11 protein-coding genes are annotated in these 19,058 nt (G+C 47.2%); 8 read left to right on the top strand and 3 right to left on the bottom strand.

Annotated features, from left to right (window positions below; genetic code table 11):
* Nucleotides 1-139: 139 nt before the first annotated feature.
* The 6 genes from hflX to F453_RS15820 all read left to right on the top strand — a co-directional run bounded on the left by hflX (nt 140) and on the right by F453_RS15820 (nt 13,251).
* Complete coding sequence (gene hflX / locus F453_RS0105015; protein WP_018967028.1) at nt 140-1,384, top strand: GTPase HflX; 1,245 nt, start codon at nt 140-142, stop codon at nt 1,382-1,384.
* Nucleotides 1,381-3,210 (top strand): DUF4954 family protein, encoded by a 1,830-nt coding sequence (locus tag F453_RS0105020; RefSeq protein WP_026292461.1) that lies wholly within the window; start codon nt 1,381-1,383, stop codon nt 3,208-3,210. Before hflX ends, F453_RS0105020 begins: the two co-directional genes overlap by 4 nt.
* Nucleotides 3,211-3,234: 24 nt before the next feature.
* Nucleotides 3,235-6,141, top strand: coding sequence for a M16 family metallopeptidase (locus tag F453_RS0105025; RefSeq protein WP_018967030.1), 2,907 nt, complete (start codon nt 3,235-3,237; stop codon nt 6,139-6,141).
* Nucleotides 6,142-6,349: 208 nt separating this feature from the next.
* The gene (locus F453_RS0105030; protein ID WP_018967031.1) at nt 6,350-7,999 is read left to right on the top strand and encodes a fumarate hydratase; all 1,650 of its coding nucleotides are present in this window, start codon (nt 6,350-6,352) and stop codon (nt 7,997-7,999) included.
* 1,299 nt (nt 8,000-9,298) lie between these two features.
* Entirely contained in the window at nt 9,299-13,063 is a 3,765-nt protein-coding gene (locus F453_RS0105035) for a hypothetical protein (RefSeq protein WP_234398365.1), read from the top strand.
* Between the two features lie 14 nt (nt 13,064-13,077).
* Nucleotides 13,078-13,251 (top strand): hypothetical protein, encoded by a 174-nt coding sequence (locus tag F453_RS15820; protein WP_018967034.1) that lies wholly within the window; start codon nt 13,078-13,080, stop codon nt 13,249-13,251.
* A gap of 305 nt (nt 13,252-13,556) precedes the next feature.
* Here the strand turns inward: F453_RS15820 and trxA are convergent, their stop codons facing one another.
* Together trxA and dnaE are read right to left on the bottom strand one after the other, a co-directional pair.
* Entirely contained in the window at nt 13,557-13,871 is a 315-nt protein-coding gene (gene trxA / locus F453_RS0105045) for a thioredoxin (protein ID WP_018967035.1), read from the bottom strand.
* Nucleotides 13,872-14,118: 247 nt separating this feature from the next.
* Nucleotides 14,119-17,826: a DNA polymerase III subunit alpha gene (gene dnaE / locus F453_RS0105050; RefSeq protein ID WP_018967036.1), complete on the bottom strand. Its 3,708-nt coding sequence runs from the start codon at nt 17,824-17,826 to the stop codon at nt 14,119-14,121.
* 296 nt (nt 17,827-18,122) lie between these two features.
* Between dnaE and F453_RS15655 the strand changes: the two genes are divergently transcribed.
* A complete protein-coding gene (locus tag F453_RS15655) occupies nt 18,123-18,284 on the top strand; it encodes a hypothetical protein (RefSeq protein WP_154650687.1) in 162 nt (53 codons plus the stop codon).
* Here the strand turns inward: F453_RS15655 and F453_RS16105 are convergent.
* Complete coding sequence (locus F453_RS16105) at nt 18,217-18,438, bottom strand: hypothetical protein (RefSeq protein WP_018967037.1); 222 nt, start codon at nt 18,436-18,438, stop codon at nt 18,217-18,219. The genes F453_RS15655 and F453_RS16105 overlap by 68 nt on opposite strands.
* Nucleotides 18,439-18,857: 419 nt before the next feature.
* Here F453_RS16105 and tssD point away from each other — a divergent pair.
* The coding region (tssD, locus tag F453_RS14110; protein ID WP_033404164.1) for a type VI secretion system tube protein TssD at nt 18,858-19,058 on the top strand (201 nt) is incomplete at its 3' end.

Consider the following 19,058-nt stretch of genomic DNA (forward strand, 5'->3'; position numbering starts at 1 on the left):
ATACATACTGGCAAAGCTGGCAAATAGTAAGCGGCAGCCTGACTCTTTGCATCGAAAAACACGATGCAAGGCTTTGTAGTTTTAGGTTTTTGCACTATATTTGCACTTAATATAGACTAGATGCAATAAGACACCTGAAATGAAAGAATTTGTAATATCCGAGGTTAAAGCCGAAACCGCCGTGTTGGTGGGACTGATAACGCAACAGCAAAGCGAGGCTAAAACCAAAGAATATCTCGACGAATTGGAGTTCTTAGCCGACACCGCAGGGGCCGTTACGGTGAAACGCTTCACCCAAAGGCTAAACGCACCAAGTATGGTTACATACGTGGGCAAAGGCAAACTCGAAGAGATAAAGCAATATATATTGGCCGAAGAAGAGGCCGAACGCGAAGTGGGAATGGTTATTTTCGACGACGAACTGTCGGCTAAGCAAATGCGCAACATCGAAAAAGAACTGAATGTGAAGATATTAGACCGCACTTCGCTCATCCTCGACATATTTGCCATGCGTGCGCAAACGGCTAACGCCAAAACGCAAGTGGAACTGGCGCAATACCGATACATGCTACCAAGACTGCAACGACTGTGGACCCACCTCGAAAGACAAGGTGGCGGATCGGGTAGTGGCGGAGGAAAAGGGTCGGTGGGACTGCGTGGACCTGGTGAAACGCAGCTCGAAATGGACCGCCGAATTATTCTCTCGCGCATGGCTTTGCTAAAAGAGCGATTGGCCGAGATAGATAAACAGAAGACAACACAACGCAAAAATCGCGGTCGGATGGTGCGCGTGGCACTTGTGGGCTATACAAACGTGGGCAAAAGCACCATTATGAACCTGCTTGCTAAAAGCGAAGTGTTTGCCGAAAACAAGCTTTTCGCCACGCTCGACACGACCGTAAGAAAGGTGGTGGTTGAAAATCTGCCCTTCCTTTTGGCCGATACCGTGGGCTTTATACGAAAGTTGCCCACCGATTTGGTTGACTCGTTCAAGTCGACTCTAGATGAAGTGCGCGAGGCCGACTTGCTTGTGCATGTGGTAGACATATCGCATCCCGACTTTGAAGAGCAGATTGCGGTGGTGGAAAAGACGTTGACCGAACTGGATTGTGCCGACAAACCCAGCATGATTGTGTTTAACAAGATAGACAATTACACCTTCGTGAAGAAAGACGAGGACGACCTTACGCCTGCAACAAAGGAAAATCTGACCCTCGACGACCTGAAACGAACGTGGATGGCACGGTTAAACGACAACTGCATATTCATCTCGGCACGCGAAAAAATCAATGTCGACGAACTGAGAGATCGTCTATACGCCAAGGTTCGCGAACTGCACGTGCAGAAATATCCCTATAACGACTTCTTATACGAAATGGAATGATGTACCGATTACTTACCGATGAGGAGATAGCACTGCTGGAAGACCACGGCTGTCAGGCCGAAAACTGGGAGGCTATCATAGTGGCCGAAGATTTCAAACCCACCTACGTGCACGACGTTACCTTTTATGGCGACATCCAATTGGGCGTGTTCGAGAAGAACATAGAGGTGAGTAGGGGCTTCCTTAAACACTCAGGGCTGCGCAATGCCACGCTTCGCAACGTGTGTATAGGCGATAATAGTCTGGTGGAAAACATCGGTAACTACATCAACAACTATACTATCGGCGAAGAATGCTACATCTCCAACGTTAGCACGATGGAGACAACGGAGGGCGCAACCTATGGTGAAGGCAACCTCATATCGGTGCTTAACGAGGTGGGCGAAGGCAACATAACCCTCTTTGGCGGGCTGAACAGCCAGCTGGCAGCCTTTATGGTGAAGCACAATGCCGACCGAGAGCTGCGCGAGAGGTTAAGGCAGATGATTGGCGAAGAGCTAAAACGCACGCTGCCCGAACGTGGAACTATTGGCTTTGGCGTGAAAATAGTGAACACGCGCGAAGTGGTGAACACCATTGTGCAAGACAATTGCGAGGTAAATGGTGCGGCAAGACTCTTTGATTGTTCGCTGCTTAGCGTGGCCGGAACGGGCGTATATGTTGGCAGTGGCGTTATTTGCGAGAACTCTATCGTGGCCGATGGCTCTTCGATAACCAACGACTGTAACCTGCAAGATTGCTTTGTGGGCGAAGCTTGTCAGCTAACTAATGGCTTTACGGCCTCGGGCAGCGTGTTTTTTGCCAACAGCTACATGAGCAACGGTGAGGCCTGTGCGGCCTTTTGTGGTCCGTTTACGGCTAGTCATCATAAAAGCTCGCTGCTCATTGGTGCCATGTTCTCGTTCTATAACGCAGGTTCGGCCACCAATTTCAGCAACCATGCCTACAAGATGGGTCCCATGCACTACGGCATTTTGGAACGTGGAACGAAGACGGCAAGTGGTGCTTACATCCTCATGCCTGCCAATATAGGGGCTTTCTCTGTGTGTTTTGGCAAGCTAATGCACCATCCCGACACACGCAATGTTCCCTTTTCGTACCTCATTGCCTACGGAGATATCATGTATCTTGTGCCTGGCCGCAACCTAAACACCGTTGGGTTGTATCGCGACATACATAAATGGCCCAAGCGCGACATACGTCCACGAAGCGGACAAAAGAGCATCGTGAACTTCGAATGGCTTAGTCCGTTTACCGTTAACGAGATGTTGCAAGGTAAACAGATACTGGAAAAACTGCGTGAAGCACAAGGCGAGATGGTGGCCGAATACAATTTCAGGGGCTACGTGATAACCAACAATTCGCTAAACATCGGTTTGCGCAACTACGACATGGCCATCAAGATGTTCTTGGCACGATGTGTGGAGAAGTACGGACCCAACGAACCCGCCTCGACAACAGGTTGGCGGCAGTGGAGCGACCTATCGGGCTTGCTGCTGCCAGAAAGCGAAGAGCTGAGGCTAATAGAAGAAATAAAGAACCGCGAGATAACCAACATACAGAGTGTGACCGACAGATTCGGCGAGATTGGCGAGCGATACGAGCAATACGAGTGGGCTTTTGCCTATCGCCTGATCAACGAATACTACGGCATCGCACAGCCCACACACGCCGATTGGCAAGAAATCATCGACCAAGGACGTGAAGCCAAGCAACAATGGATTGCTACCATCAAGGAAGACGCTTTGAAAGAATACAATCTGGGTGATGTGGAAGAAGACGTATATCGCGGCTTTATGGAACAGCTTAATAAAGAAACCGAATAATATCAACAAAACAAATCTTATCGTATGAGCATTAAATCGATTATGGTTGCCTTGCTTCTAACCGGAGCGGCAACAGCCATGCAAGCAAAAGATTACAAGTACCAAACGGTGAAAGGCGACCCAACGGGGACACGCATCTACACGTTGGACAACGGCTTGCGCGTGTATCTCTCGGTAAATAAAGAGACTCCGCGTATTCACACCTATGTGGCCGTGAAGACTGGAAGCCGAAACGACCCCGCCGAAACTACGGGTTTGGCCCACTATCTGGAACATTTGATGTTTAAGGGAACGAAACAATTCGGCACAACCGATGCCGAAAAAGAAGCGCCCCTGTTGAAAGACATCGAAGAAAGATACGAGAAATACCGCACGCTTACCGACCCCGAACAACGCAAAAGGGCCTACCACGGCATCGATAGCGTGTCGCAACTGGCTGCAAAATACTTCATTCCCAACGAGTACGATAAGCTGATGTCGTCTATCGGAGCCGAAAAGACCAATGCATATACCAGCAACGACGTTACGTGCTATACCGAAGACATCCCCGCTAACGAAGTGGATAACTGGGCAAAGATACAGGCCGACCGCTTCCAAAATATGGTTATACGTGGTTTCCACACCGAGTTGGAGGCCGTTTACGAGGAATATAACATCGGGTTAACACGTGATGGCAACAAGGAATGGGAAGCGCTTTCGAAGCTATTGATGCCTACCCACCCCTACGGAACACAAACCACCATCGGCACGCAAGAGCATTTGAAGAACCCTTCGATTGTAAACATCAAGAATTACTTCAACCGCTACTACGTACCTAACAACGTTGCCATTTGTATGGCGGGTGACATGGACCCCGAAAAGGTTATCGCCACCATCGATAAATACTTCGGTTCGTGGAAGCGCAGCGATGCTTTAAGCTTCCCGCAGTTCCCCAAACAAAAACCATTAACGGCTCCAAAAGACACCACCGTTGTGGGACCCGAGGCCGAAAACATTGTGTTGGCATGGGGATTTGATGGTGGACAATCGCTGCAAAGCGATACCTTGGACGTAATTGCCAACATTCTGAGCAACGGAAAGGCAGGATTGATGGACATAAACCTATCACAAAAGATGAAGTATCTTGGTGGAGAAGCTTTCGCCATGTCGTTGGCCGAATACGGCTTGATGGGTATATCTGCATCGCCCAAAGAGGGACAGAGTCTCGACGAGGTAAAGAAGCTGGTGCTGGGTGAAGTTGAAAACCTGAAGAAAGGTAACTTCCCCGACGAGCTTTTGCCTGCCGTTATCAACAATATGAAGCTAGAATACTACCATGCATTGGAAAAGAACCAGGACGTAGCCGACCAATTTGTAGACGCTTTCATTAAAGGTAGGGAGTGGCAAACGGTGGTTGGGCGCCTAGATCGCATCTCGAAGATGACCAAGGCGCAAATTGTAGCCTTCGCCAACAAGTACCTGAACAACAACTACGCACTGGTTTACAAACGCCAAGGCGAAGATACCACACAAAAGAAGATAGACAAACCGCAGATAACGCCTATCCCTTCGAATCGCGACTTGCAAAGCGACTTCGTGAAAGAAATCATCTCCAGCAAGACCACACCTATCGAACCGCGCTTCGTTGACTTTAACAAAGACCTCGTAAAGACAAAAACGAAGAAAGGTTTGCCCGTACTTTACGTGCCAAATAAGCAGAGCGGACTCTTCACTTTGTCTTTCCGCTACGACTTCGGATTGGAAGCAGACAAGCGTTTGCCCATTGCCGTAGACTATTTGGAGTATCTTGGCACCAACAAATTGTCGCCCGAACAAGTGAAACAACGCTTCTATCAGCTGGCTTGCGATTATAGTATCTCGGCAGGAACTGACAATTTGAATGTCACTATCAGCGGTTTGAACGAGAACATGCCCAAGGCTTTGTGGCTGGTTGAACACCTTTTGGCCAATGCCAAGGTAGACAAAGAGGCCTACATGGAACTTGTTGAGCTGGTAAAGAAGTCGCGCAAAGACAACAGAAGCAATCAAAACGCTAACTTTGGTGCCCTCGCAGCATACGGCATTTATGGTCCTTATAACAAGGTTCGCAATGTAATGAGCAATGCCGAGCTAGATAAGACCAATCCGCAAACCTTGCTCAACCTGCTCAAAGGCCTGAGAAACTACAAGCACGAGGTGCTTTATTGCGGTCAATCTACACCCGAAGCATTGGTGAAGACCATCGACGAGGGTCACGTTATCGGCAAAACGCTGGCCAATGTGCCACAAGGCAAACGCTACACGGAGCTGCAAACCAAAGAGAATGAAGTGTGGATGGCTCCCTACGAGGCTAAAAACATCTATATGATGCTGTACAACAACAGCGGTAAAGGTTGGAATGTAGAACAGCAACCAATGGTGTATCTCTTTAACGAATACTTCGGAACGGGCATGAACGGTATCGTTTTCCAAGAACTGAGAGAAACTCGTGGATTGGCATATAATGCCTCAGCGCGTTACACCACACCTTCTAGAGTGGGTGGAACAGAGTCGTTGCAGGCCAATATCATTAGCCAAAACGATAAGATGATGGACTGTGTGAAGGCCTTTAACAGCATTATCGACGAGATGCCACAAAGCGACAAGGCCTTCGAATTGGCTAAGCAGGCATCGATGAAGCGCATAGCCACCGAACGTACCACCAAGTTTGGCATCATCAACGCCTATCTGCAAGCACGTCGTTTGGGACTAGATTTCGACATCAAAGAACGCATTTACAACGCACTGCCCAAGATTACGCTCAAAGAGATGGTTGAGTTCGAAAAGCAGGCGATGGCCAAAAAGCCCCTACGTTATCTCATCCTTGGCGACGAGAAGAACCTCGACATGAAGGGATTAGAGAAAATTGGCAAGATTAAAAAGGTAACAACCCAAGAGATTTTTGGATATTAAGTGGTGAGGTTGTAAGGTGGCGAGTGTGTAAGTTCATAAGTTTGTGGGGCTGTTCATTCATTCCTCGCATGCGCAATGAACTTACATACTCATCCTCCCAAAGGCTCATGGGTCTACAAACTCATGGAATTAGAAAATCAAAAGCCATTGACCGAACTCCTTAACTACCTAAATCCTTAACTCCTTATTAAATATAAATACAAACATTATGGCACAAACACCCGAATTTAAGTACGCTCCCATGTTTCAGTTAGGTAAAGACGAAACGGAATATTACCTACTTACCAAGGACGGCGTATCGGTTAGCGAATTTGAAGGAAACGAGATATTGAAAGTGTCTCCCGAAGCGCTGACGATGCTCACCAACACCGCTTTCCGCGATGTTAACTTCCTTTTGAGACGCGAACACAACGAACAAGTAGCAAAGATACTTACCGACCCCGAAGCCAGCGACAACGACAAGTACGTGGCACTTACCTTTCTTCGCAACGCCGAAGTGGCTGCAAAGGGCAAATTGCCTTTCTGCCAGGACACGGGAACAGCCATCATTCACGGCGAAAAGGGACAACACGTGTGGACAGGTTTCTGCGATGAGGAAGCACTCTCTAAGGGTGTGTACAAGACTTACACAGAAGAGAACTTGCGCTACTCGCAAAACGCACCCCTCAATATGTACGATGAGGTGAACACGCGCTGCAACCTGCCTGCACAGATTGACATCGAGGCCACCGAGGGCAAGGAATATCGCTTCCTTTGCGTGGTGAAAGGCGGTGGATCTGCTAATAAAACTTACTTCTACCAGCAAACCAAGGCCTTGCTACAAAACCCTGGCACGTTGGTGCCTTTCCTCATCGACAAGATGAAAAGCCTTGGAACGGCTGCCTGTCCACCATATCACATCGCCTTTGTTATCGGTGGAACGAGCGCCGAAAAGAACCTCCTCACCGTGAAATTGGCTTCAACCCACTTCTACGACTCGCTTCCCACCACGGGCGACGAGACGGGTCGCGCTTTCCGTGATGTGGAATTGGAGAAACTTTTGCTTGAAGAAGCCTACAAAATAGGACTTGGTGCGCAGTTTGGTGGCAAGTATTTTGCCCACGATATACGCGTGGTGCGTTTGCCAAGACATGGTGCATCGTGCCCCGTGGGTATGGGCGTGAGCTGCTCGGCCGACCGAAACATCAAGGCAAAGATAAACAAAGATGGTATTTGGATTGAGAAGCTGGACGATAACCCCGGAGAATTGATACCCGAAGAGATGCGTCATGCAGGTGAAGGAAATGCCGTAAAGGTAGACCTAGACAAGCCTATGGCCGAGGTTCTCAAAGAGTTGAGCAAGTATCCCGTATCTACGCGCCTCAGCCTAAATGGTACCATCATCGTGGCACGCGACATCGCACACGCCAAACTCAAAGCTCGACTAGACGAAACGGGCGATCTTCCACAGTATTTTAAGGATTATCCCGTGCTCTACGCTGGTCCGGCGAAAACCCCGGAAGGTCTGCCATGCGGCTCAATGGGTCCAACTACGGCCAACCGTATGGACCCATACGTTGACGAATTCCAAGATCACGGCGGTTCGATGATTATGATTGCCAAAGGAAACCGCACCCAAGCCGTTACCGACGCTTGCAAAAAGCATGGCGGTTTCTATCTGGGTAGCATCGGCGGACCTGCTGCCGTACTTTCGTTGAATTCTATCAAGAGCATCGAATGTGTGGAATTCCCCGAGATTGGTATGGAAGCTGTGTGGAAAATTAGGGTTGAGAACTTCCCCGCCTTTATCCTCGTAGATGATAAGGGCAACGATTTCTTCACCCAACTGAAACCTTGGAACCCAACGTGCAACCATTAATCTGCACGTATGGAGGTACATTAGGAAAGCGGGATGGCTGTCACAGCCATCCCGCTTTTTCGTATAAATGTGCTTTGGTGATAGCAAACGCCATGAAAAAGTCTCCATGAGGGAGGCTGTTTTGCAAGTAACTACGCACAGGGTGGTATGAGTATTAAAGGCCTTTCACTACCACCACCCTATCTGTTTATCAGGAGCTTGACATATACCTTATAAAACGCGCGCGCGTACGCGTGCATGAACGTCTTCTACAAGCTCTCTTTTGCTAACGCACTTTTATTGGTGCGCGTCTGTCGTATGCAAGCGATTGCAATGCGGTTGTACAGCAATCATTACACATGAAGCATCAAGGCTTTGCACAGTAAATGAACAGCGGGTTTGTTCCAGCTATCTTGGACGGCTGTTCCATCTCATCTGGAACAATGTTCCAGCTTAACTGGAACGCCCTTCCAGCTTATATGGAATCGTGTTACCTTTAAGTGATACCACCCCCAAAAATCTGTTAGTTCATCTTAAAGGCTTAGTATTTGCTTTCTCTGAGATGAAAGAAGGTATAGCGTACAGCAAATAAGTTGATGCCGTAACGGTAATTGTTGGTTTGGATGAGGTCGCTAAACGAGAGTTGAATGTCGGCTTGACATAGGGGGAAAGAGAGCGGTAATATGTTCTGTTTTATTTATATATTACGTCATTTCATATAAATAAACAAGAATAATTAGGTGCGTTTTATGTTCCGATTTCAATCAGTTGGTGTCACCATGAGCGATGGCAAAATTACAGAATATATTATAATGGCAATTACAGGCTATGATATTTCCTTTTATCCTTCTGTATATTGATGTAAGTATACATGCCAGTTGCAGGTAATATATATGATTAAAAGAACAATTATACGGGAATGACTTCTGACATGCACTTGTGTTTTAAAACCGTGAAATATGTATAAAAAATATTATTTTACATATTGCTTATTGTTTGTTGTACTTTTTTGACTATCTTTGCAACATATTCATAGATGGCAGAGGTTTGTCCATCATTAATTAACATTTGCATGAACAACATCGCTAAGCCTGAAAAACATACATCGAAGATGCTAATGGCCTATGCGAGAGCAGGCAATGCTTAACGGCTTGCTATGACAGACGAGTCTTAGAGAGTGGTGAATGCGGGCGAGATAGTCCCAAAGTGAACTGCATCGAGCTCGGTAAACCAAGATAGATATTCCTTGAAGCAGGCGAAAGCCATGAAAAACGGCGATGAGGATATCATGAAGACATAACATAAAAAAAAGTATCTAGTATGAGAATTTATCACACCCTGCGGATGCGAAAGAAATATCCGTTATTGTTAATTGTTGCCTTACTGGTGGCATGGGGTAGTTTGCCGATAGCGGCGCAAAATGCAACCATCAGCCCCTCGTTAGGTAACCTTATCAGCGCTTTTACTCACAATCCACACGAAGTGGGTTTTGAGGGTGGCTATGGTTCACTTTGGCAACACAAACAGCTACCTATTACCTATTCTTGTTCGGAAGAACCCGTGCTATCAAAGGATGGCGTGTTGGGTAACCACACTTGTAACTTCCTGTATTATACAAAGGATGGCAAGGAGAGATTGATACATGTCACAGGCGTAACACCAAATTACTCCTCAATATCGATGCCTAAGGGATATAAGATAACAGGTTATAAAATCGTTATTAAGAATAATCTGAGCTTGCCATCCGAAAAGGCCATCTTCAATGATGTTATGCCTTCGTTGCCATTCGAACGGTGGAAAGATTGGACTTTTGGAGAAGTGGATCGGGAAAAGATCAGACCTGACCACAAACCAATAGATCCCATCTTCCGCAACGACGCAAAAGCCGTGATTCCCACGAATAGCTTCGGCCAGACATTTACTATCGAACGCCATGCGGCCGACATGGGACACATCCTCTATTTTTGCTTCGCAGGTAACACGGGGAGAGGCAAACTTGCCGCATTTACTTACGAAAGCATCGAACTATGGTTCACCGCCAACAACGGTTTTGAATATAAACTGTCACCCAGAATTGAACATGATGGCCATATAAGTCTTTCTGAAAACGACATGCCATTAGGTAAAACCGATATGGGCGAACTAAAGCAGCGTGAGAAGAGAGGGAAGAAATTCTATAGTTACGACCAGTACGAGAGTCGCGAAATGACCGCCAGCGTTAACCTATATGAGGAAGGGGCGCACGATGGAAGTACCTGGGATGCCAGCCAAGGCAACAAAATCTTCAAGGTTGTAAATTCTAATGATGAATTGTGGTATGCTTTACAGAAGGGAACATACTTCGTGGAAGCACCCACAACGGCTAAAGTTTCTGCACCAACAGGCGAAAGTAAAGTGCCCGTTGGTTATCGTATCGTGGGCATTAAGGTAGATTACAAGAAGGATAGGTATAAGTCGCCAGGCTTTTTGCTAAAAGCAACAAGACAGCATCCAAAAAAGCCGATTTACCTAGACTCTGAAGCGAAGGGCGGTGCAAATCAAACGGTGTGGCATCGTACGGAGAACGATGAGATATACACCCTTATAAATGGGAAACCCATGTACCTGTGGCACGACAAGATTGAGAATCCTTCTCCTACCCCAATTGCTGCTAAGCTATCGAGTGAGAATAAGCATGTGAAATATCTTTGGCATAGCGGCAGCCCCTATTTTTGGGTTGGTGATAAGCAATACTATCTACGTATTGAGAATGGTAATACTGCATTTTTCCATTATGGTACGCAAGGTATAGCCCCAAAGATTGCACCAACGCTTGGCTCATCAGACTCTAACCCATTCCGTTTAAAGATTTACGGACCGACAGGAGCAGAGAACGACCCGCTAAACAAGGTGGTAAATGTTGAAGATAAAACTCCCAACGGCTTTGTTAGGATTAATGGGTATAACAACGATGCCGTTAAATTCAAGATCGAAGAGCTTCCTGCCCATTCTTCGCCCACTGCATTGGTGAACATCACGGTGATAATGGAGACGCTCAACCCTTATATTAAATCGGTAGACGTAGTATGTCATGGTGCGTACAACACTGAACAAGTGCGTACCTTCGAAGCAACGGACTTCAACCTAGGTGGTGAAAAGTTCGTGTATAGAGTTCCCAAAGGGTTCTCTGAACAAACAAAACTGAAGTTCACATTTAGGAACTTGAAGTCGGATTTTGCTGATGGCACATACCTGAACAACCCAGGAACGCACAACTCGCGATATAGTTTCGTGGCGTCAGACTATTATAATAAGGTGAATGATGACCTTTACACGAACAAGGATGTTGTAGCTAACTACGACTATACGAAGAAAATAGAGGTGGATTTGGCGGGAAATATCGCGTTCCCATTCAACAATGCTGGAGACTTGTCTAATAAACAAAGCACGTTGACGTCCGCATATTTCACCGAACGGCAGTTCACTATGAGCGAATATACAAAGATGACTGGTGAAGTGGAGACCAACATCAACGGTGTGATTACTAAGGCAACGGAGCACGGAAAGTTTGCACAAGATAATACGTTGTTAAGAGACAATGAAACAAAGACGATGTATCTCTATACAACGGACGAGACACGCTATAACATTGCGCCTACAAAGAAAGAGCAACACAGGGCTTTTGCCTATTATCACACGGTGATAAAGCTCGAAGTTAAAAACTACGAGCCCAAGGTGAAGTGGATACCCCTCTACAATAATGCCATGTATAATAAGGACGCCGCAAACAAACACTATATGTCTACGCCGTTAGTGGGAGCCGAAATACAGACCACCGAGTCGGGATTAGAAGGCAACAAGCATCAGCAGGGTGCAACTAGCGAGTTTGGTTATCTTACCCTCAATCAGATTGTCGACGTGATGGAGCAGTCGATAGCCAAGGGAACAGACCCCAATGTGCCCAAGAGTCTAGGCGATGTGCTATTCGTTGACAACTCCAAACTGTTCGATATCATCCGTAAAGAGCATAATCAGAAGTTGGTACCCATATTAGAAGACCTCCGTAACAAGCTTGCCAAGAATGCGCTTATATATTTACCTTATCGGGCAGAGCAATTAGCGAGTGTAAGCCATACGGCTTTACAGCGCACAGACGGCAAAGGATTTGAGGGTCATACCAATATCGTACTGACGGATAAGTTGCCGTTCTACGCTCCGTACGACATACAACTAAAGCCGGAAAACCATGCCACTTATACGCGAGACGTTACTGTACAAGGTAAGGGACGTGTCAATTACGCAACGCTAGTGTTGCCATACGGTCTAACTCTCGATGGAAATGGTATGCATAGCAATGCCGTTGGCACGCAATCGCATTTCTATTTGGCCAGGATGCGCGATAATTCGCTCGTCTGTTCGTCAACCCCGAAGCACGAAGGGGCTGACTATGAGGTGACGGCAAACCTCAAGAAGCTTACGGGTGGTAACAAAAGCGAGGCCAATGTACCTTATATCGTAAACATTGCACCAGGTTATGGCGATGGCAACATCTCGTTCGTGGCTACTGAGAAAGGTGCGCTCATAAAGAAAACGCCTGAAGCTGGGTCGGGATTGCTTACAGGTTACGCGGTAAATTGCACGCTTGACGGACATCCGATACCGTTTAAGAGCTATTATACATACTCTGGGCGCGTGATCAACAAATCTGGAAACGAGATGGTGTTCTATTTCTCGCTTGATAGATTTGTGGCATTTAAGAACTTGAAGAAGGAGAAACTGTTCCTCTTCCCGTTCCGTTCGGTATTCCATTTTGAGAATCATGGAGGTATTCTGGCCAAGGCATTCAACTCCTTTGGCCTCAGCTTTGATGGTGATGAAGAGACTACGCCCACGTCCATTGAAGATGTTCAAGAGGAGATAACATTAAAAGTAACGGTCAGTGAAGGTCAAATTAAGGCCGAAGCCAGAAAAGATGCTCCGCTTAATATCTATACCGTGTCGGGACAATGCGTAACGCGCGCCATGATAAAGTCAGGCGAAACGCGTACGTTCTACCTTGCGCCGGGCGTGTATTTGGTAAACGGTAAGAAGATGATTGTTAACTAAACACGGATACAGCGATGAAAAAGAAGAAGTACATCACGCCATGCGTGCAGCTAGAGCAGTTAGCCATCGAGACGCATTTGGCCGCAGGTTCGTTCCAATCAGATGAGCCGGGAGCAAAGCCAGGTAATGTGTATGACGAGGAGTTTGATGTTGATGAAGACTACGACTACGAAATACCTCTATTATAATGTTCATAAAGGCGGGTTCGCGACAAAAGGCGCAACCCGCCTTTTCATATTTACTAGTCCAGGCTCTAAACAAGTATCGCTTACGTAAGACTGCATAAACGTAAGCGAACTTAGGGTGGGGTGGTGGAGAGAAATTCGCCTTTGGGGAAACAAGAAAAGAAGATAAGGCCTGCTAGATAAAACCTAAAAGCGCATTGAAGATGGTTTTCCATAACCCGCTTTTAGGACTAATGGCAACGAAAAAGTGCAAGACACGCATCAGGTGTCTTGCACTTTCCTTTTTATTCGCACCATTAAAGGTGGAGTTACAGTAAGGCTTGGAACTTCGCGTCCAGAGTTTCCTTGTTGGTTGCACCAACAAATTTGTCTACCAACTGTCCCCCCTTGAAGAACAGAATGGTGGGAACGCTACGCACGCCGAACTCTGCGGCAACCTCGTTGTTCTCTTCTACGTCGCATTTACCTACAACAATCTTACCGTCGTAGTCGTTAGCTAGCTCAGAGATGATGGGGCCAAGCATCTTGCAAGGGCCGCACCAAGTTGCCCATAGGTCAACTACCAATGGCAATTCGCCATTTTTGTAACTCTCGAAGTTTTCTGATGTGATCTTTACTTCCATAATGATGTATTCCTTTTTTATTTGTTATTAATCAATATTGGGTTTGTTTTGTCCAATTAACTCAATGCAAATACTGTGCCATAAAAAGCCTTTTGTTGGCTTCCCCTTCCCTACCCAGGTAGCGTAAACGTGGCCAATGCCCATTCCCTACACATTATATATATCGTGAAAGAAAAGACGATGCCTCGCGTTCATGTGCCCAAACTTCTGTCAGCGACATGTAAATCTGTCACGAAAGGCTGTCAAATTAGTTCACCTTATAGCTCATGTGCGGGTCGCTCTCCACGTAATTAACCAGAGTTCGTCCCACCCTGATAGGAGGAATGTTCGATTTTAGCAGCAGCGTATGATTGCTTTCGCTATCGTACACCTCGAAATAGAGCTGCGTTTGACCCGGACTGTCGCTCACCATTGTCACAATGTCGTTCACCACCGTTTGGTCGATGTGAGCGCTATCCACCTGAATCGTAAACCGTTCCACCCGCTTGTCGTAAGTGGTTTGTAAGTATTCGATGTTCGCCACTTGAAGGTCTACAAACGAACTAGTGGGATATTTCTGTGTAAATCGGCATTTCACGAAGACCGTTCTGCCTACTTCGAACATGCCATTCCATCGTCCCCATTCCTCACCAAAGAATGCTAGTTCGCCAGAACCTGAGTAATCTTCGATGGTTACAAAGCCGCAGGGTTTCCCCATCTTAGTGACAGCCGAGCGCGTATTGGTCACCATACCAGCCAAAGTTACCTCTGCCTTCTGTACGAGTGCTATTTTGTCTTCCAGTTCGTTACATCCCGTGTTGCACATAGCCTGCAGCACAATCTTATAATCGTCTAAAGGATGAGCCGAAAGATAAATGCCGACGAGATCGCGCTCTTTGTTCAGACGTTCGATGCTGCTCCATCGCTCGGCTTGAGGTACGGGCGGAGTGGCCACTTCCACAGCGTTGCTGTCGCCGAAGAGCGAGTTTCGCATCTGCTGTTGTTCCATTTGGAATAGCTGCCCATAGCGGGTGAGGTTGTCGATAAAGGTAGACCCCTTGCTGTCTGTCCCAAAATAGCTTTCGCGGGCAATGCCGAAGCTGTCGAAACCACCACTCAATGCCAAGCTTTCGATGGCCTTTTTGTTCACCGAACTTAGGTTCACGCGTTGTACCATGTCGAACACCGAGGTGTAAGGTCCGTTTTTTTCGCGTTCTTGAATAACGGCCTGAGCCGCCGCATCACCCATTCCCTTGATGGCAGCAAGTCCGAAACGTATCTCGCCATGCTTGTTCACGCTGAACTTCAAACGCGATTCGTTCACGTCAGGACCCAGCGTCTTGATGCCCATCGCCCTGCATTCGTCCATAAACTTCGTGATGTCGGCGATGTTGGCAAGGTTTCGGCTCATCACGGCAGCCATATATTCGGCGGGATAATGCGCCTTGAAGTATGCCGTTTGAAAAGCCACCCACGAGTAGCATGTGGCGTGACTCTTGTTAAAAGCATACGAAGCGAACTTCTTCCAGTCTTCCCAAATCTTGTTGAGCACCTCTTTGGGATGCCCGTTTTTCATCCCACCCTCGTAGAATAGCGTCTCCAGCTTGTCCATTTGCGCAATGAGCTTTTTACCCATTGCCTTTCTCAGCGTGTCGCTTTGTCCGCGAGTAAAGTTAGCCAACTGTCTAGACAGCAACATCACCTGCTCCTGATACACCGTAATTCCATACGTATCTTTGAGGTATTTCTCCATGCAAGGGATGTCGTACTTCACCTTTGACGGGTCGCGTTTACGTGCAATGAAATCAGGAATGTAGTCCATAGGCCCTGGGCGATAAAGAGCGTTCATGGCAATGAGGTCTTCAAACACCGAGGGTTGCAGCTCGCGCAAGTATTTTTGCATGCCAGCCGACTCGAATTGGAATGTTCCGATGGTTCGTCCTTCGCAATATAGCTGGTAAGTTTTTGGGTCGTCGATGGGTATTTTCTCCAAATCGATGGTCTCTCCAGTAGATATACGCACGTTTTCAACGGCCTCTTTCAGGATGGAAAGCGTCTTCAGACCCAAGAAGTCCATCTTGATAAGACCCGTTTCTTCAATAACGTGCCCGTCATATTGCGTACAAAGCAACTTATGTCCTGGGTCGGCCTTATCTTCGGCAGTAGAAACGGGCACCCAATCGCTTATCGCGTCGCGACAGATAATGGTTCCACAGGCGTGAATACCCGTTCCGCGCACCGTTCCTTCCAACATCTTGGCATACATCATGGTGTTGCGCAGCCCCTCATCTGCCGATGCTTCCGCCTCGCGCAGCTCTGGAATGGCCTTAATAGCATTGGCCACGCTCATCTTCATCCCATCAGGCAGTTTGTCGGGAATAAGCTTACACAGGTCGTTCACAATCTTCAGCGGAACCTTCTCTACACGTCCAACGTCCTTAATCGAGTTTTTCGTGGCCATCGTTCCGTAGGTAATGATGTGCGCTACCTTGTCGTGTCCGTACTTATCTTCCACCCATTCCAACACGCGTCCACGTCCGTCGTCGTCGAAGTCGGTATCGATATCGGGCAGGGAGATACGGTCGGGGTTAAGGAAACGTTCGAAAAGCAAGTCGTATTTGATAGGGTCAATCTTCGTTATACCCAAACAATAGGCCACAACAGAGCCTGCTGCCGACCCACGACCAGGTCCAACCATCACGTCGAGTTCGTTTTGGGCCGTATTGATAAAGTCTTGCACAATGAGGAAGTAGCCAGGAAAACCCATCGTTTTCATGATGTGCAGCTCGAAGTTCACACGTTCGCGCACCTCCTCGGATAGCGGTTCGCCATATAGTCTCTTTGCTCCATCGTATGCCAGTTTGGCCAGATAGTCGGCTTCGAACTTAATTCGATACAGCTTTTCGTATCCTCCCAGCTTCTTAATCTTGTCTTCTCCCTCATCGGGTGGCAGTTGGTTTTGTCCGTTTTCGTCGGATGTGAACTCGTCGTACAATTCCTTTTCCGATATGCGTTGTCGCCATTGCTCTTCCGTTCCAAAGTCTTCGGGAATGGGGAAGAAAGGCATAATGGGCGAATGGTCTATCGAATAGGTTTCCACCTTATTTAATATCTCCACCGTGTTGCGCATGGCTTGGGGCAAATCGCCAAACACCTCGTTCATCTCTTCGCGTGTTTTAAACCACTCTTGCTTAGAGTATAGCATGCGCGTGGGGTCGTCTAGGTCCTTGCCAGTTGAGAGACAGAGCAGGTGATCGTGAGCTTCGGCGTTCTCTTGGTCAACAAAGTGGGCGTCGTTTGTACACACCACGTTGATGCCCATCTCTTCTGCCATCTCCAACATCACCTTATTGGCGCGCTGTTGCAGAGGGTATGCCTCGCGATTGGCACGTATATACGGGTCTTTCACCTCGTGACGTTGCAGCTCCAGATAATAATCGTCGCCAAAAACACGATGATACCACTGCGCTGCTTCACGTGCGCCCTCGATGTCGTTCCTCAAAATCTTGCGCGGAACTTCGCCCGCGATACACGCCGAACAAACAATCAGTCCTTCGTGATAGGTCTCCAAGTCCTCGCGGTCGGTTCTGGGGCGCATATAATAGCCGTCTACCCATGCCCGTGACACTAGCTTTATCAGGTTTTTATATCCCGTATAATTCTTCGCCAGCACAATCAGGTGGTAGCCACTCATGTCTCCATTATCCTTCACCTTATCTGTTTTGTGGTGTCGCGCCACATACATCTCGCATCCGATGATGGGCTTAAACGCGGGCAAACCTTCTTCTTTGCGTTTGGCATTAACCTTTTTGCAGTAGTTATAAAACTCTTTCGTGCCGAACATATTGCCGTGGTCGGTTAGCGCCATTCCGCCCATGCCGTTGGCTATGGCCTTATCCACGAGGCGTTGTATGCTCGATTGGCCGTCGAGTATCGAATAATAGGTGTGCACGTGAAGGTGAACGAAGTCTTCCATTTTTGTCTTTCTTGTTTCCTGACGAATTAAATTTCAGCTTCAAAGTTACGCCATTTTATCGACACGAGCAAGCATAAGCATAAAAACAATGTCCTAAAAAGGCATTGCTGCATGGTGTGGAGCGCGTCCAAGAGTTCGCCACATATACAGGTGCCAACGGCAATGCACATAGATAAAGGTATAGACTGAAGGGTGACGAGACCTTCGTTGCTGCTTATGTAATTCGAAAGGATTTCCGAAGTATGTGAATGTGTAAGCTTCATTTGTTCAATTCTTTATTGTTTTCAAATACAAAGATGAGAACAAAAAGGGTTTACATGTTTATCGGAAACTGGGCGTCTGATACTAGCTTGGTGCTATTTAGATGGCTCATTCCACAGCCCATCACCATCACCAATTCACCCTTCCGCCCTCCAAACAGCATCTTTCATTCCCCATCCTATAAGCCCTTGCAGTGAGCTTTTTAACCTTCCGCATTGTTACAGCTAAGATGGACCCCTGTTCCAGATAAGTTGGAACAGTGTTCCAATTCAACTGGAACAGCATTCCAGATGAGATGGAACAGGCGTCCAAAACATATTTAACATGGCGGTTAATGTAATAATGCATCATCAGGGCTTAGAAGGCGCATTCCTGGAACGATGAAAATGCGAACGATGGAATGGCTAATTGGCGAGTTCAGGATAAGATACCATGCCTTTTGAGCAAGACTGGACTAGTCAAGAAATGGCCATCATTAAGATTCGTTATGTAAAATTTTGATACGTGCCTCTTAGGTTTAAAGAGGGTTAATTTTTTAATTTTCGCATTCCCTTTTCTTGATTTTTTGGGATTAAATGTCTAGATTTGCAACATCAACCACGTTTGGCCGCGTTCCTTATGTTCTGCCATGGAAAACAGCTGCGCATGAGGGGCTGAGGCGGAATCAGGCGGTGTTGACGGCGTTCTCTTTTCGTTGCCCTCGCGCATGGGGGAAATGGAAGGACAAGACGCATAGTGTAAATATTCAACAACAACCTAAAACAAGATTTATGAGTTCATTCAGAGCCACATTGGAAATGGGAGGTAAGGAGTACGACGTTCTGTATTCCAACTACGAGTTCAAACGCAACACCGACGCCAAGGGCAAGCCCGCCTCGAGCGTTACTGGCGGGTACGTGTCGGTGACGGTCGAGTCTACGGAGGACACGACGGCCATCGAGGCTATGCTCAACAACCAGTTCAAGACGGTC

It is taken from the genome of Hoylesella loescheii DSM 19665 = JCM 12249 = ATCC 15930 (assembly GCF_000378085.1).
Taxonomy (GTDB): domain Bacteria; phylum Bacteroidota; class Bacteroidia; order Bacteroidales; family Bacteroidaceae; genus Prevotella; species Prevotella loescheii.

What these genes read in the sequence shown, in the direction of transcription:
- hflX (WP_018967028.1), top strand. Translation starts at nt 140, where the DNA reads ATGAAAGAATTTGTAATATCCGAGGTTAAAGCCGAAACCGCCGTGTTG.
- F453_RS16105 (WP_018967037.1), bottom strand. Translation starts at nt 18,438, where the DNA reads ATGATGCATTATTACATTAACCGCCATGTTAAATATGTTTTGGACGCC.
- F453_RS0105035 (WP_234398365.1), top strand. Translation starts at nt 9,299, where the DNA reads ATGAGAATTTATCACACCCTGCGGATGCGAAAGAAATATCCGTTATTG.
- trxA (WP_018967035.1), bottom strand. Translation starts at nt 13,871, where the DNA reads ATGGAAGTAAAGATCACATCAGAAAACTTCGAGAGTTACAAAAATGGC.
- dnaE (WP_018967036.1), bottom strand. Translation starts at nt 17,826, where the DNA reads ATGGAAGACTTCGTTCACCTTCACGTGCACACCTATTATTCGATACTC.
- F453_RS0105025 (WP_018967030.1), top strand. Translation starts at nt 3,235, where the DNA reads ATGAGCATTAAATCGATTATGGTTGCCTTGCTTCTAACCGGAGCGGCA.
- F453_RS0105020 (WP_026292461.1), top strand. Translation starts at nt 1,381, where the DNA reads ATGATGTACCGATTACTTACCGATGAGGAGATAGCACTGCTGGAAGAC.
- F453_RS15820 (WP_018967034.1), top strand. Translation starts at nt 13,078, where the DNA reads ATGAAAAAGAAGAAGTACATCACGCCATGCGTGCAGCTAGAGCAGTTA.
- F453_RS15655 (WP_154650687.1), top strand. Translation starts at nt 18,123, where the DNA reads ATGAGAACAAAAAGGGTTTACATGTTTATCGGAAACTGGGCGTCTGAT.
- F453_RS0105030 (WP_018967031.1), top strand. Translation starts at nt 6,350, where the DNA reads ATGGCACAAACACCCGAATTTAAGTACGCTCCCATGTTTCAGTTAGGT.